Below are 14901 nucleotides of genomic sequence, written 5' to 3' on the forward strand. Positions count from 1 at the left end.
AAGGCGCCGGAGCCGCAGGCGGGGTCGAGAATCTTGACGCGGCCGATGGCGGCGATGAGGGCGTCGCGCTCGGCGGGGGTGAATTGTGGGGGCTAGGCCTTGCTGGCGAAGAGAGCGTCGAGGCGCTTGGAGAGTGAGGCAGACATTCCTGTCTGCGATCCTTTAGCCGACAGGCAGACAGAAATGTCTACCTCACCTTCCAGCAGGTGGCAGACAGGAATGTCTGCGCCACCTTCATAGAGCCAATACTGATCGGCGTGCAGCTCTGCCTTTTTCGGATTTTCGGCGATGTAGCGGAGAAAGTGGCGGTATTGCTCCTCGCTGCGGACAATGTGGTCGTAGGATTCATCGAGCCAGAAGGTCCCGGAGGTGCCGAGGAGCTTGTTGGCCTCGCGGGCGCTGGCCCCTTTGATGCCCTTGAGGAGCGTGGAGAGATCATGCCCTTGCAACGGCTCGATGAGCGCGTGAACGTGGTTGGGCATGATGACGGCGGAGTGGACTTGCAGACGCTCGCCATCGAATCGCAGGAGGCAGTTCTTGACGGCGTCACGCACTTCGGGCCGTGCCAGGGCGTGGGAGCCCATACCGGCGTCGAGCCACTCGTCGAGTTTGCGGCCGAAGCGTTCGTCGTATTCCGCCCAGTCCTGCTCACTCCACGGCTCGGGATGATGGGATTTCCAGATTTCACGCTGCTCCCGCCATGCGTGAAGCTTTTCCTGGGGAAGTGAGTCCGCGAGCCGGAAGGTGATCCAGTAGATGGCTCCGTCTTTCTTCCAGTGGGGGAGGCGGCGTTGCGTGGTGGCCAGGGCTGATGGTGGCACGGAGGAGGCAGACAGGAATGTCTGCCCCACCATTTGGGTCTGGAGGTAGGACTTGAGGGCCTCGTCCACCATGTAGCTGACGATCTCGCGCGGGGTGTAGAAGGCGCCGAGGGCCTTGCGGGCGGTGGTGCGGGTGTCCTCGTTGTAGGAGGCGAGGAGGTTTTCAAAAACCTTGCCAAGCAACTCGGGGTCGAGGGCGATTTCCTCCTCCAGCGGGGTGTTCTCCTCGATGGTGAACTTGTAACGGGAGAGGATCTCGATCAGGCCGCGGACGCGGGCCCGCTTGGAGCGGGCGGTGCGTTTGTCCTCCTCGCCATAGTCGCGGGAGAGGTCCACGGTGCGCTCGGGGCCGAAGAAGAGGTCGTTGGGCAGGTGGCAGGCGAGCTTCGGGTTGTCGGAGAAGCCATCGAGGATGAAGTTGTCCTGCTTTTTGCCGGACTTGTCGTCGAGGCAGTCGAAGAGGCCGCCGTTGAGGAAGGGGACGCGGGCGGCGAGCCTGGTCCAGTCGGCGGGATTGCGGAAATTGGCCTCATGGCGCCAGAGGTTGGTGACGCCAAAGTTCTGGTCGCGGCCGCCGGACTCGCTGCGTTTGCGGAAGCCGCGCTGGTCAGCCGGCATGTTGAGGGTGCCGAAGAAAAGATTCTGGAGGATGGCGTGATAGTAGGTGGGCGCGGAGTCGGGCGCTGACGGGTCGCGGGAAGGGTTGAAGTCCTTCAGCAGGGCCTTGAGGCGGTGTTCGCGGAAGAGGTCGGTGGGGATGAGGCGTTTCTCGACGAGGAACCAGGAAAAGATGACGCGGGTGAGCAGGCGGATGAGAAAGAGGGATTTCTCCTGCTCGGTGTCGCAATGCTGCGGGAGGCGGATGGCGCCGTCGTCCACGAGGTGGCGCGCCCAAAAATACCAGTCGGCGATCTCGCGGTAGAAGCTGTTGGAGAGGGCGTAGGAGCCGAGGCGCTTCTGCCAGGCGGCGTGGAGGGCGACGAAATTGGCGACGCCGTAGTCGGTGAGGAGCTGCGGCAGGGCGAAGTCGTGGAGGATCTCGACGTGGGCGCGGATGGGGTCGGCGAAGGCGATGTCCTTGATGAGGGTGACCTTTTCGAGGACATCCTTGGATGAGTCGCGCTTGGAGAGCCGACGGTGGATGATGCCGAGGGAGACGGTGCCGCCGTGCTTGAAAACGAGCAGCACTGGCATGTCGAAGAGCCGGTTGACGGCGCGGGTGACGCCGGCCAGCTCGGTGCGTGTGTAGGGCTGGCCCTTGCGTTCACCCTCGCGTGCGGCGGCTGGGCGCAGCCCGATGGCGAGGAAGAGAAAGCTGTTGATCTCCGCGCCGTCGAACCGGCCCGTGCTGCCGAAAGCCAGTTCCTCGATACCGGTGGTGGCGGATTGCACCTCGGCGTCGGTGAGCTGGAAGAGGAACTCAACGGCCTGCCAGTCGGCGAGGAGGGCGCGCTCACGGTTGAGGGTCTGGCCGCGATCAAAAGTGCCGAGGAACCCCGGCGCATCCGCGGAACGGAGCTTCATGCGTCGTTCGCTCCGGTAACCGAGCGTGGCAAAGAGGCCGAGAGACGCGTCAAACAACGGGCGGTCGTCGAACGCGGCGAGGGCGGTCTCGATTTGCTTCAGGAGCTCGGGGTTGGAGGGCATGGGCGGGGCGGCGGAGCCGCCAGTTTAAGACGGTAGATTAAGTTTAAAAAAGGAATGCGGACGGAAGAAGGGCTGAAACGTGGGATCAGGAGGACGTGGCTTTGGCTTGATCGAGCCACGCCCGGCCCTTGGGGGTGAGGCGGTAGCGCTGGCGGGGGCTGGTGGGCTTGTTGGGGAGGGTCGGTTCGATGATGCCCTCGGCCAAGGCCGGATCAATGTAGTGCTCGCGCAGGTGCGTGCGATCCTTGAGTCCCAAGCGGGAGCGGACCTCGGCATTGCCCAGATCGCCGGCTTGCTCGAGCAGGCGGGCAAGCACCTCGACTGGTGGGGTGACTGGTGGGGTGACTGGTGGGGTGACTGGTGGGGTGACTAACCGATCGCCAGTTTCTTGCGTCCCGCCGACCTGCTGGAAGGCGTGCTCGGGTTTGCGCCGGAGGGTGATGACAAAGCCGTCGGTGAGGGCGAATTCCGGCTCAGGGAGGCCGGCGGCACGGCAACGTTCGATCATGTCGGCCGTGCCCGTGCCCATGCGCTCAATGTATTTGGTGAGATAAAGCGATTCGGCGAGCAAGGGGTTGCCCGGCACCGAGCCGTGAGGATGGCGCAGTTTTTCCAGAGTGAGCGAGGGAGGCAGCGCACCAGGATTCCAGACCTCCAAGCGGTCGGCAAACAACATGACCTGCACACTGCCGTTGCTCGTGTAGTCGCGGTGGGCCACGGCGTTAACGATGGCCTCGCGCACCACCTCGGGCGGCATCTCGTAGGCGACCGGCGCCTGCGTGCTTTCCGCGCGGGTGCCGACCGCGAGGTTGATCTTGGAAAGGACGAAATCCACCGCCTGATCCACGAGTTCGAAGGCCGTGCCCTTGTAGACTTGGTAGAAGGGAATCGGCTTGGACACCGTGGAGCCGTGGAACCGGGCGCATTTGATCTCCGAGGAAAGGAGGAAGCGCTGCGGCTCGCCGCCGAAAAGCAGGATGGCGGCATGGGTGGGCCGGCCCTCCCGCAGCAGATGCAGATGAGCCAGAACGTCGGCGACTGGCGTATCCTCGGCCAGAGGAAAGCCGCGGGATCGCCGGGCGACGCTCACGAAATGCCGCACTTTGCCTGTAGAAATGTCGGCGAGGGTGGCTCCGGTGCAGGTGGCCGCATCGAAGGGACCGTGGCGGATCAGCTCCTTGTCCTCGAGGTAGCGCACCAGCGCGGCATAGACCCCGGCAATCAGCTCGGCGATGGTGCCGAACCGGCGGCGAATCAACTCGCCGCCGACCTGCCGGATGAGGGCCTGCATTTTGGGCTGCTTGTCGTGGTCGTCTGCACCTTGGACGAAGATCAGCCGTGGCTTGTGCCCCCGGCCGGCCTCATCGAATTCGCGGTGGGTCGGGGAAAGGCCGGCCGCATCCTCGCGGCCATACTCCCGGCCAAAGAGGCCGACATAGACATCGCAACGCGCCACCTCGTCGAGATAGACCTCATCGGCCCGGCGGTCTGCCGCCGGCATGTCCTCGAAGAGGAACGGTTCGAAGAACCGCCGGAGCAGCGGGTCGCCGCGCAGATAGTCGCGCAGGGCCGCGCGTTCCGCGACGAATTCCTTTTGGACGCTGCTGAGAAAAAGGCGGAGCATGGCTCAGGAAGTGGAGTCGGGCGGCAAAATCACCAACCAAGTGACGAGTTCGAAGGCCGCATCATTGGCCTGCGGCTGCTCTTTCACGGTGGGCAAAATAAACGAGCGGTTGCCCTGCAGGTTGTCCGCCAGCCGCTCCTGGTAAGAAGAGGTGATGGATGAAACCGCCTTCTGAATCAGCTCAGAATAGGCGCTCATGTCCGCTCCTTGTTGCGTCTGCCGGTCGAACAGACGGCAGAGTTCGACGTAGGGTTCGGTTTTCCCCGCCGCGAGTCCGCGGAAGAGGTTGAGGACGGTCTTGGCCTGCACAAAGGCCAGGCGGACGTCGCCCGTGTGCTGAACATAGACGAGGTAATGCGGCGCGAGGGGATTGATGCGTTCGCTGGCGGGGGAATCGGCACCGGCTTTCTGCCGCAGGCAGTAGATGACGCCCGGCCGGGCCAGCGGAATATCCGCTGCGGGGGGCACGACGGCATACAGGCCGAGGGGCGCGCGCTCCAGCTCGTCTTTGTGGGCTTGGAGGAAGTTGAGCAAATCCTGCCGGAATTCATCGAGGGAGAAGTCGCCGAGGGAGACCGAGTCGTCGAGGTCTTCGAGATCGAGCACCTCGTCCTTGAGGCGTTTGAGCTGGCGGTCGCGGAAGAGCAGGTCGTCCTTGATGAGGTCTGCGAGTTGCGTCGTATCCAGCAGGTTGTCCGTCTGCGTGGCGGTGAGGTCCACCAGGGCCATGCGCGCCTCGACGCGGTGCTTGACGCCGAGGTAGCGGTCGAGATCTGCGACGGGCCAGAAGTTGACGAGCTGCACGGCCTCGTTGCGCGAGCCGATGCGATCAATCCGCCCAAAGCGCTGGATGATGCGGACGGGGTTCCAGTGGATGTCGTAATTCACCAGCAGGTCGCAGTCCTGGAGGTTCTGGCCCTCGGAGATGCAATCGGTGGCGATGAGCAGGTCGATTTCCTCGCGCTGATTGGGGAACGCCTCGGCCTGATCGGCCCGGCGTTTGGCGACCGGCGAAAAGTTGGTCAGAATGTCGTCGAAATCCGTGCGGCCGAGGGAAGCGGCGTTGCCGCCGTCGCCGCAGACGAGGCCGACATGAATCTTCAATTCCTGGCGCGCCCACAGGCCGAGATTTTCGTGGAGGTAGCGGGCGGTGTCGGCAAAGGCGGTGAAAACGAGGACTTTTCGATTTAGCCGGCGGTCGCGGTTCGTCGTGGGCCGCCGGGCTTTGGCGGCGATGAGGGCTTTCAGCTCCGCCAGTTTGCCGTCGCGGCGAGGCGTGACGGACAGGGTTTCTTTCCAGAGATCTTGAAGCTGGCTGCGGTCGCCGCGGACGGCCTCGAGCCACTTGGGAAGCTCCAGATGCCCGAGGTGGATGCGGCGGCGTCCGCCGATGGTAAAGTCTTCCCCGTCAAAATCCGGATCTTCAAACTCGTCGGGCGTCAGCGAATCAAAATCCAACTCGGGGTTCTCGTTCAGGTGCTGCTCGAAATCCGTGATCCGTTTTTCCAGGACGTTGATTTTCGCGATGGTGCGCTCGAGGGTTAGGCGAAACGAGTCCACCGAGCTCTCCAAGCGCTTGAGAAAGTTCACCTTCATCATGCCGATGAGGATTTTTTCACGACCCTCCTGGGTGAAGCCGCCGAGGATTTTGGCCTGGTAGGCGTCCTTGATCGCGGCGGGCAGGTCCGGGCGGAGAAAGCTCGTCGGGTGATAGAGCGCCAGGCGCAGCGCGCTGATTTCGCCGTCGAGTTGCTCGAACGAGAGGTAATTTTTCTCCGTGGCGATGGGCGCGTGGATGGCCTTGGGGGGCGGGCGCTGCGGGAATCCGCCCAGCCGCTTCATCTCGCCGGCATAATGGCCGGCAATCTGGCGGCGGGAGCGGGCGAGGCTGAGGCCGTCGAGCAGCTTGAAAAAGTCCCCGCCGATGGCGGCGATGAGGTCACGGGTCTTGCGCTGGCTGGCGGGCTTGGCCGGGTCGGCCCAGCGGGTGAAATGAGTTTGGGCCTGCCGGGTGGTTTCGCGCACCGACGGGATGCCGAGGGTTTCCGCAAACGCGCGGTCGGCGGTTTCTTCGCGCGCGACATCGCCGCCCGCGATGAAGGAAATCTGGTTGCGCAGATCGGCGAGCTGGTTGTTCACCGGCGTGGCGGACAGCAGGAGAACCTTGGTGCGGATGCCGGTGCTGATGATGTCCTGCATCAGGCGCTCGTAGCGGGTGCGGCGCGGCTCCTCGTCCTCCGGCCGCTGGGTGGCGGGCTTGTTGTTCCGAAAATTGTGGGATTCATCAATGACGACGAGATCGTAGTTGCCCCAGTTGAGGGCCGCGAGGTCGAGGCCGTTCGAGTCGCCGTGGGTGCGGGACAGGTCGGTATGGTGGAGGACATCGTAGCGGAAGCGGTCCGCCTCAAACGGATTCAACGTGCTGGGCTGGCGATAGACCGTCCAGTTGCGGCGCAGTTTCTTCGGGCAGAGCACGAGCACCTTTTCGTTGCGCAGCTCGAAATACTTGATGACCGCGAGCGCGGTGTAGGTTTTGCCCAGACCAACGCTGTCGGCGAGGATGCAGCCGTTGTATTGCTTGATCTTGTTGATCGCGGAACGGGCGCCATCGCGCTGGAAGGTGTAGAGCGCCCGCCAAATCCCCGTGTCCGGCAGTCGCATCTGCCGCAGGTTTTCGTCCATGATCTGCCCCGCCTCGATGAAACGGCGAAACAGTTCGTAGAGGGTTTTGTAATAGATGAACTGGGGCGACTGGTCGGCGTAAACCTGCAACAGGTAATCCAGCACTTGCGGCTTCACGTCCTCGACACGCGAGGTGTCGTTCCAGAGTTCCTCAAACCAGGCGTGCAGGTCGGCGCGGTCGCGGTTGCCGTCGACGATCAGATTCAGCTCCACATTGTTGCCAGTGGCGGCCAGCCCGAGCCCGCGCGTGGTGAAGTTGGAGCTGCCCACGATGGCCGCAGTCACCTCGCCGCGCCGGATGTGCGACATCTTGCCGTGGAGGAATCCGGTGCGCGTCACGGAGCGGACATCGACCTTGTCCCGCATCCATCCCGCGCAGGCCCGCGCCAGATGCCGCTGGCTCAGTCCGCCGGCGAGATTCAAGCCGTCATCCCGCAGAACAAAGGCCGCGCCTTCCTTGTGTTCAGGATCGAGGGTCTGGATGAAGGCGGGTTCGCCGAACAGCAGCCGGATGCGGCCGAGGCTGTCGAGCTGCGCGCGCAGCCTGTCATAGGCAAAAACCGTGAAATAGGCCGTGACGAGATCGAGGTCGGCTCCGGCGCGCAGATTCTCGCGAAGGAAATCGCCCACGGTGCCACGATGATGGTTGTCGCGAAGGTTGCTCTGGGGGGACGGCGTCGGCGGCATCTCTTGCCTTCAAGCATTGGCCGCGCGCCCGGTCACCCGCAAACCCAATAAAACCGCAGTTGATGGCTCGCATCCGGGCCTGGGGATTCGATTGCGTTTTTCGTTCGCCGGAACTTTCTCCCAGTGCACCCGCCCGCCTGAAATTTCCATGCCTCGCATTCTTGTCACTCCACGGTCCGTAACCACACAGGGGCATCCCGCCCTGGATCGCCTGCGCGCGTGCGGGTTTGAGATTGTTCTCGGTCCGGCGGGACGGCAGCCGACAGAGGATGAACTGCTGGCGCTTCTGCCGGGCTGCGTGGGTTTTCTCGCCGGGGTCGAACCGATCAGCGCGCGGGTGCTGGCAGCCGCCGCGCCCACCCTGCGCGTCATCAGTCGCAATGGCACCGGCACCGACGCCATCGACCTGCCAGCGGCCCGCACGCTGGGCATCGAGATTCTGACCGCCTCCGGCGCCAACGCCCGTGGCGTGGCCGAGCTCACCATCGGCCTGCTGCTTGCACTCGCGCGCGGGATCGTCGCAGGCAATGCCAGCGTGAAGGCGGGAGGATGGGCGCGTCCGCCGGGATTCGAGATCGCCGGCCGCACGCTCGGCGTGCTCGGTTACGGCAATGTCGGCCGCCAGGTCTCCACGCTCGCCCGCGCGCTTGGCATGCGGGTCGTCGTCCACGATCCCGTCCTGCCGCCGTCGTTTGCCGACTCCCCATCCGCACTGAGCGATGCTGCAAACAGAGTCCACTTCGCCACGTTTGCCGAAGTCATCTGTGAGGCCGATGTCCTGACGCTGCACTGCCCTCCCCTGCCCGGCGGCCGGGCGCTGCTCGACCGTGCCACGCTGGGATCGACGCGACGCGGTGGTTGCATCATCAATACAGCGCGTTTTGATCTGCTTGATGCCACGGCCGTGCTGGACGCCCTGAAGAGCGGACAGGTCGCCGGGCTGGCGCTTGATGTCTATTCGCAGGAACCGCCCGCAAGATCTGCGCTGCTGGACCATCCCCGCGTGATCACCACGCCGCACATCGGCGGGTTCACGCGGGAGAGCGTCGACCGCGCGATGGACGGCGCCGTCGGCAACCTGATCGCGGCGCTCGGCCCGCATCCCTGAGGAGCGGGCGCGGGAGCCATCACTTCACGCTTGCCGCCGCGTTGACGAGATCGAGGAAACTGCGCGCCTCCAGGCTCGCCCCGCCGATCAGCCCGCCATCGATGTCCCTCTGCGCAAGCAGCTCGGGAGCATTCTGCGGCTTCATCGAACCACCGTAAAGGATGCGGATCTTCTGGGCGATCGTCTCGCCGAAGAGTTTGCCGAGAAGCGTGCGGATGAAGGCGTGCACTTCCTGCGCCTGCTCGGTCGTCGCCACCTTGCCGGTGCCGATGGCCCACACGGGCTCGTAGGCGATGACGACGCTCGTGGCGAGGTCCTTGCCTACTCCCTCGAGCCCGCCTTCGATCTGCGTCTGAACCACGCGAAGGGTCGATCCCGCCTCGCGTTCACCGAGTGTCTCGCCCACGCAGAGAATCGGCCTGAGCTGGCCCTTGAGCGACGCGATCACCTTCTGGTTTATGAAGGTGTCGCTCTCCTTGAAATACGTGCGGCGCTCGCTGTGTCCAAGGATCACGGAGCTCGCAAAGAACGCACGCAGCATGGCGACCGATATCTCGCCCGTATAGGCGCCGCTCGGCTCCGGGTGCACGTTCTGCGCCCCCAGCTTGACAGTTGATCCGTCCAACACCTTGCCGACCGATTCGAGCGAGGTGTACGGCGGGCACACCACGACATCGACGTCGGTCTGCTTGCCGACGGCGGAGACGATCTCCTGCGCGAGCGCCACGGCGTCCGCGGAGGTCTTGTTCATCTTCCAGTTTCCCGCGATCAGTTTCTTTCGAGGAGACATAGGTGGTCCTTTCAACTTTCCAGGAACTGCACGCCCGGAAGGACTTTGCCTTCCAGATATTCCAGGCTGGCGCCGCCGCCCGTGGAGCAGTGCGTGACCTTGTCGGCCACTTTGAACTTCTTGGCAGCCGTGGCGGTGTCGCCGCCGCCCACAACCGTCGTCGCCCCATTGGCAGTGGCTTCGGCGAGAGCCTCGGCCATCGCCTTCGTGGCCGTGGCAAACTTCTCAAATTCGAAGACGCCGGGCGGGCCGTTCCAGATTATGGTCTTTGCGGACAGAATCGCCTTGCGGTAAAGCTCGATCGACCTTGGCCCCGCATCGAGTCCCTCCCATCCATCGGGAATGCCGCTCGCAAGATCCGCGGGCTGGGTGTTGGCGTCGGCGGAAAACTTGTCGGCTGCGATGAAATCCACCGGGAATATCAGCTCCACGCGGCGCGCCTGCGCCTTGATGAGAATCTCGCCGACGATCTTCGCGCCCTCGGCGTCATAAAGGCTGCCGCCGATTCTCATCCCGCGAAGCACCTTGTGGAAGGTGTACGCCATGCCTCCGCCGATGATGATCCTGTCCGCTTTGCCGATGAGATTGTTGATCAGCGGAATCTTGTCGGCGATCTTCGCTCCGCCAAGGATGGCAAGCAGCGGGCGCTTCGGATTCTCAAGCACGGACGAGAAGGCCTTGAGCTCCGCCTCCATGAGAAATCCAGCGGCCTTCTGCGGCAGGTTGACGCCCACGATCGAGGAGTGCGCGCGGTGGGCGGTGCCGAAGGCGTCGTTCACATAGACATCACCCAGTTTCATGAGGGCGGCGCGAAAGGCCTCCACCGTCTCCGGCTTCGGTTTCAGGGTCGAACCATCGTCGAGCTTGACCTTGCCCTCCTCCTCGATGTGGAACCGGAGATTCTCGAGCAGAAGGACATCGCCCGGCTTGAGCGCCGCCGCAGCCTTTTCGGCCTCCGGTCCGACGCAGGTGCCGACGAACGCGACGGGTTTTCCGAGCAGTTTCTGGAGCTCCGCGGCCACCGGTCTGAGCGAGAACTTCTCCACCACCCGCCCGTCCGGCCGGCCCAGATGGCTGGCAAGAACGACCGACGCGCCCTTCTCCAGGGCGTACCGGATCGTTGGCAGTGCGGCGACGATGCGCTGATTGTTGGTGATGGCTCCGGTGACCTTGTCCTGGGGGACGTTGAAGTCGACGCGCATGAACACGCGTTTGCCGGCGAGATCGAGGTCGCGTATGGTTTTGAACTTGGGCATGGGAAACCGCTGAAATGACTGGCCCACGGCCGCAGGTACGGCACGGAGGTGAATCCTGCAGTGCCTCCTTGCGGAACCGTGGGCGCGATGGGTTCTGGGTTCTAGAGTTTCGAGGCGATCGCGCGGGTGAGATCGACGACGCGGTTGCTGTAGCCCCATTCGTTGTCGTACCAGCTCACAAGCTTGAAGAAGTTCTTGTTGAGCTCGATCGAGCTGCCGGCGTCGAAGATCGACGAGCGCGGGTCATGGATGAAATCACTCGAGACCACTTCGTCGTTCGTGTATCCAAGAATTCCCTTCAGGTAGGTTTCCGACGCTTTCTTCAGCGCGGCCTTGATTTCATCGAGCGACGTGTCCCGGGTGGTCCTGAATGTCAGGTCGACAACCGACACAGTGGGCACGGGCACGCGGAAGGCCATGCCGGTGAGTTTGCCCTTCACTTCGGGCAGCACCAGCGCAACCGCCTTGGCCGCTCCGGTCGTGGACGGAATGATGTTCTGCGCGGCCGTGCGCCCGCCCTTCCAGTCCTTCTTCGAGGGACCGTCGACCGTCTTCTGCGTCGCCGTGTAGGCGTGAATCGTTGTCATCAACCCCTCGGCGATGCCGAATCCTTCCTTCAGCAGAACATGGGCGACAGGCGCCAGACAGTTCGTCGTGCAGGATGCGTTGGAAATGATGCTGTGCTTCGCGAGGTCGATCTTGTCATCGTTCACGCCGACAACAACCGTGATGTCCTCTCCCTTGGCCGGAGCCGAAATGATGACTTTTTTCGCGCCGGCGGTCAGGTGTCCCTTCGCCTTTTCGGCATCCGTGAACAGGCCTGTCGACTCAATGACGAGCTGAACTCCCAGCTTCGCCCAGGGAAGCTCGGCCGGCGACTTGGCTGAAACCACAAGGATGTCGCGGCCGTTGACCACCAGGACATCATCCTCCGCCTTGTCGGCGGACGACTTCTTCGAGGAAACAGTGCCGTTGAACTTGCCCTGGGTGGAGTCGTACTTGAGCAAATAGGCCAGATTGTCGGCCGGGACGATATCCCCCACGGCAACGACGTCGAGCGTCGAGCCGAGCAAACCTTGCTCGACGAGTGCGCGGAAAACGAGGCGGCCGATGCGGCCGAAACCATTGATTGCGACTTTAACTGCCATGGGACTTTCCGAATGCTTGGTGTTGATGAGCTGTTTGAGTTGGCCCGCGCGACCAATGTGGACGCGCGGAGGGTCAACCAATAGGCTGGAAGCCCCAAACGCAAGGGTTTTGGCTGCCGGCAACAGGCTCAAACCAGCAAAGCACTGGCACTGCATTTCGGCGGCGGTGCTCCCACACCACGAGCCGCGCGGGGACGCTCACTCGCTCACCCAGAGGCCGCAGCCAAGCGCCGGGACAAACAGGTTTCGCTCGAGAGGCTGGGTCATGCACCGCTGATCGCCGTCGTGGAAGCTCTCCGTGTCAGCGAGCGCGCTCCAGGGTGCACCGGCCAGCACGGATTCGCCGAGCTCGATGCTGACGTCCGCAGCAGTTGGATTCACGGCAAACAGGAGGCGCGTCGATCCCTGGGAGAAATCGGCATTGTACACGGTCGCCGCCGCCAGCGAGTCGCGCGCAAACCAGAACTGGAAAAACCCTTCGCTCACGCGCGAAAAGTGTCGCAACAACCGGCCGCGTTTGCCGCGGCGGAAGGCCACCCACGCCGCAAAATAGCCGTGCGTGCCGGAAAACCGCCAGGCCTGCCGGTAGTCGAGCGCATTGATGTCGCCCCGCAGGTACGTGTTCGTCAACCCGCGCTTCGAACGAAGGAAATCCTGGCCTTGCGACACCATGGGGATGCCGACCGACATCATCAGGACGGCAATCATGAGGTGGGTGCGGCGCCTGTCATTGGCGGTTGGCTGGGACCCGTCGAAGCCGGAGTTCTCCGTGATGACATCGATCCAGACGCGGTCGTCGTGGGACTCCGTGTAATTCACCGTCTGCGCCGGCCAGTGCGCAAAATGCCAGGGGGAGCCCTTCAGGAAATACTCGTAGCTTCCCCGGCTGCCTCCCCCCCGGACAAACTCGCGGATGAAATCCCTGTATCCATCATTCCATGACGCCCAGCCGGTGTCGCGAAGCTGGGCCGCGATGTGCCCGCGATAGCTCCAGGGCTCCGCGATGAGGATGACATCCGGCTTCACGGCCTTCAGCGCAGCCTCGACCTCGCGGAGCAGCGGAATGCCGAGCAGCTCGGCCAGGTCGAAGCGGAACCCATCGACGCCGTAGGCCTGGATCAGGTGAACGCAACTGTCGATGACGAGCCGCCGGACCATGGCGGACTCCGGACGGACGTCGTTTCCGCACCCGCTCCAGTTCGCGAGGTGGCCGTCATAGTTCTGGTCGAAGTAGTAGAGCTTGTCGACGTACAGCAGGTGCGCCGGCTCGCCGACGTGATTGAAAACGACGTCAAGCAGGACGGCCATGCCGCGTTCATGGAACGCGGCAATCAGGTCCTGAAGCTCCCGCACGCCCGAGGCGGTTTCCGGCGAGGTCGAATAGCCGAATGCCGGCGCAAAAAAATTCACCGTCATGTAGCCCCAGTGATACTCCGCGTGGGTCTTCGCGTCGGCCGCCTGCACCGGCTGGAGTTCCACGCAGTTGACGCCAAGCCTGTCGAGATAGAAGCCCGGGCTCCTCACCCAGCCCGCAAGCTCCGAAAACCCCGGCGGATGCGCGCGCGCACCATCGCCCGGCGCAAGTTCGACCAGATCCCGCACGTGCGCCTCCGCGATGACCAGATCCTGCCACGCCGGCGTGCGGAAACGTCCGCGATCCGCCTTTCCAATCCATTCCCGCGAAAGCACGATGCCGGGACCATCCCTTGAAACCGTCGCCATCGCATACGGATCCAGGATCCTGTGGTTGGGATCAAAGTGTCCGAAGGCGTCCCGCGGACCATCGACATTATACCAGTAATACCAGCCATGCAGGTCCTGGTCGAGCGTGAGCTCCCAGATGCCGTCGCCTCCCTGATGGAGGTCGTAACGCATCGGCTGATCCTTCTGCGCGAGCGAGTCACACACGCACAGCTGCACGAACTTTGCACGCGGGGCAAAAAGACGAAACACGCTCGTCTCGGCCTCCACGGTCACTCCGAGCGGCAGCGCCGACTGCGTTTGAAAAAAGAATGCCCCCGGCATCAGCGGGACCTGCTGCGACTCCGCCTGCTCGTCCGCCCAGCCGACCCGCCAGACTTTCGACAGGTCAAGGGGGTGTTCGAGGGTGAACTGGAAAAGGTGCTGCCCGGTTCGGTCCGGATCGACAAGGCGATTCAGGTTTCCGGAGCCGTCGTGGGCGGCGTTGGGCGCTTGCAGGGGCACCTCCAGCCAGTGCGCGTCGCCGGTGACGAACTTGAATCGAACGGGAGGGTCGGCAAAAAAGCGCCGTGACTCCCCGCGCCAGATGTAGACCGCCTCGCCTGCAAGCGTGGCACGGACCATTTCCCAGTGCGGATCGCCAATCGCCTCCGCCCAGCTGTTGAAATCGCCGGCAAGATAGAGCGACACGTTCTTCGATGACGCAGCCTCCGGAAAATCGCCCACTCGAAGAAAGAAATAGATCTCCTCCTTCCGGTTCACGAAATACCCGCTCTCGCAACCGAAGACATAGTCGGCCACGCGCGAAACAGAGGCCCATTTGGGCGCCCCGTCGCCAACCAGGACCAGCGGCGGATTGTAGCGGGCCCGCCAGTCGTGCGCGAGTTCAACCCGGCCCTGCGTGGGAGTCTCGAGCCAGGCCGTGGAGATTTTCCTGGTGCGCGGAGGTGACATGATGCAGGCGCTCCACTCAGAGGAGCTGATGCTTTCGGGACGAATTCTTGAACAGATCATCCACGATCGCCTGCACCATCTCGCTGGTATTCTTGCCAAAGACAGCCCCCCGGCGCAGCACCGAACCGGCCAGGAGCTCATTGGTGCGGGGATTTCTCAACTGCACCCGAAGCTCAACCATGTGATTTCCAAAATTCCACTCCCAGTAATCCTCATAAACCAGAACAACATCGACGCCCTTCTCCGGCATGAGCGTGAGCGGACCCGCCTCCGCGGTGAATCCCCGGGCTCGCAGGGCGTCAACAAAGCGGTCGCGGACATTGTTGTTGTCCGCGAGCCTGCGCTCGACGAATACGAACTTCACCTTCGTTCGATCAAATTGCGGCGCAAACGCGGCGTTGGATCCATTGGTCGAACAACCGGATGCCAGGCCCAGTGCGAGGAACAGGAGAAGTACTGCCGTTTTTGTCATGAGATTGCGAA

9 protein-coding genes are annotated in these 14901 nt (G+C 63.3%); 1 reads left to right on the plus strand and 8 read right to left on the minus strand.

Going from position 1 to position 14901, the window contains the following annotated elements; translation table 11 throughout:
- Positions 1-92: 92 nt before the first annotated feature.
- The 3 genes from HS122_04735 to HS122_04745 all read right to left on the minus strand — a co-directional run bounded on the left by HS122_04735 (position 93) and on the right by HS122_04745 (position 7461).
- Positions 93-2468, minus strand: a complete 2376-nt coding sequence (locus HS122_04735) for a transposase (protein MBE7537696.1) — start codon at positions 2466-2468, stop codon at positions 93-95.
- 85 nt (positions 2469-2553) lie between these two features.
- Positions 2554-4092, minus strand: coding sequence for a DUF4062 domain-containing protein (locus HS122_04740; GenBank protein ID MBE7537697.1), 1539 nt, complete (start codon positions 4090-4092; stop codon positions 2554-2556).
- Positions 4093-4095: 3 nt separating this feature from the next.
- On the minus strand, positions 4096-7461 hold the full coding sequence (locus tag HS122_04745; protein ID MBE7537698.1) for an ATP-dependent helicase: 3366 nt from the start codon (positions 7459-7461) through the stop codon (positions 4096-4098).
- Between the two features lie 148 nt (positions 7462-7609).
- Between HS122_04745 and HS122_04750 the strand changes: the two genes are divergently transcribed.
- Complete coding sequence (locus tag HS122_04750; GenBank protein MBE7537699.1) at positions 7610-8569, plus strand: phosphoglycerate dehydrogenase; 960 nt, start codon at positions 7610-7612, stop codon at positions 8567-8569.
- Between the two features lie 19 nt (positions 8570-8588).
- Here HS122_04750 and HS122_04755 read toward each other — a convergent pair whose 3' ends face one another.
- From HS122_04755 to HS122_04775, 5 genes are all read right to left on the minus strand, one after another.
- Entirely contained in the window at positions 8589-9359 is a 771-nt protein-coding gene (locus HS122_04755; GenBank protein MBE7537700.1) for a triose-phosphate isomerase, read from the minus strand.
- Positions 9360-9370: 11 nt separating this feature from the next.
- Entirely contained in the window at positions 9371-10615 is a 1245-nt protein-coding gene (gene pgk / locus HS122_04760) for a phosphoglycerate kinase (GenBank protein ID MBE7537701.1), read from the minus strand.
- Positions 10616-10716: 101 nt separating this feature from the next.
- Positions 10717-11763 carry a type I glyceraldehyde-3-phosphate dehydrogenase gene (gene gap / locus HS122_04765; GenBank protein ID MBE7537702.1) on the minus strand — a complete coding sequence of 349 codons (1047 nt, stop codon included), beginning with the start codon at positions 11761-11763 and terminating at the stop codon, positions 10717-10719.
- A 198-nt stretch (positions 11764-11961) separates the two neighbouring features.
- Entirely contained in the window at positions 11962-14418 is a 2457-nt protein-coding gene (locus HS122_04770) for a glycoside hydrolase family 1 (GenBank protein MBE7537703.1), read from the minus strand.
- A 16-nt stretch (positions 14419-14434) separates the two neighbouring features.
- Complete coding sequence (locus HS122_04775; GenBank protein MBE7537704.1) at positions 14435-14890, minus strand: hypothetical protein; 456 nt, start codon at positions 14888-14890, stop codon at positions 14435-14437.
- Between the last annotated feature and the right edge of the window lie 11 nt (positions 14891-14901).

Source organism: Opitutaceae bacterium, assembly GCA_015075305.1.
Classification (GTDB): Bacteria; Verrucomicrobiota; Verrucomicrobiia; order Opitutales; family Opitutaceae; genus UBA6669.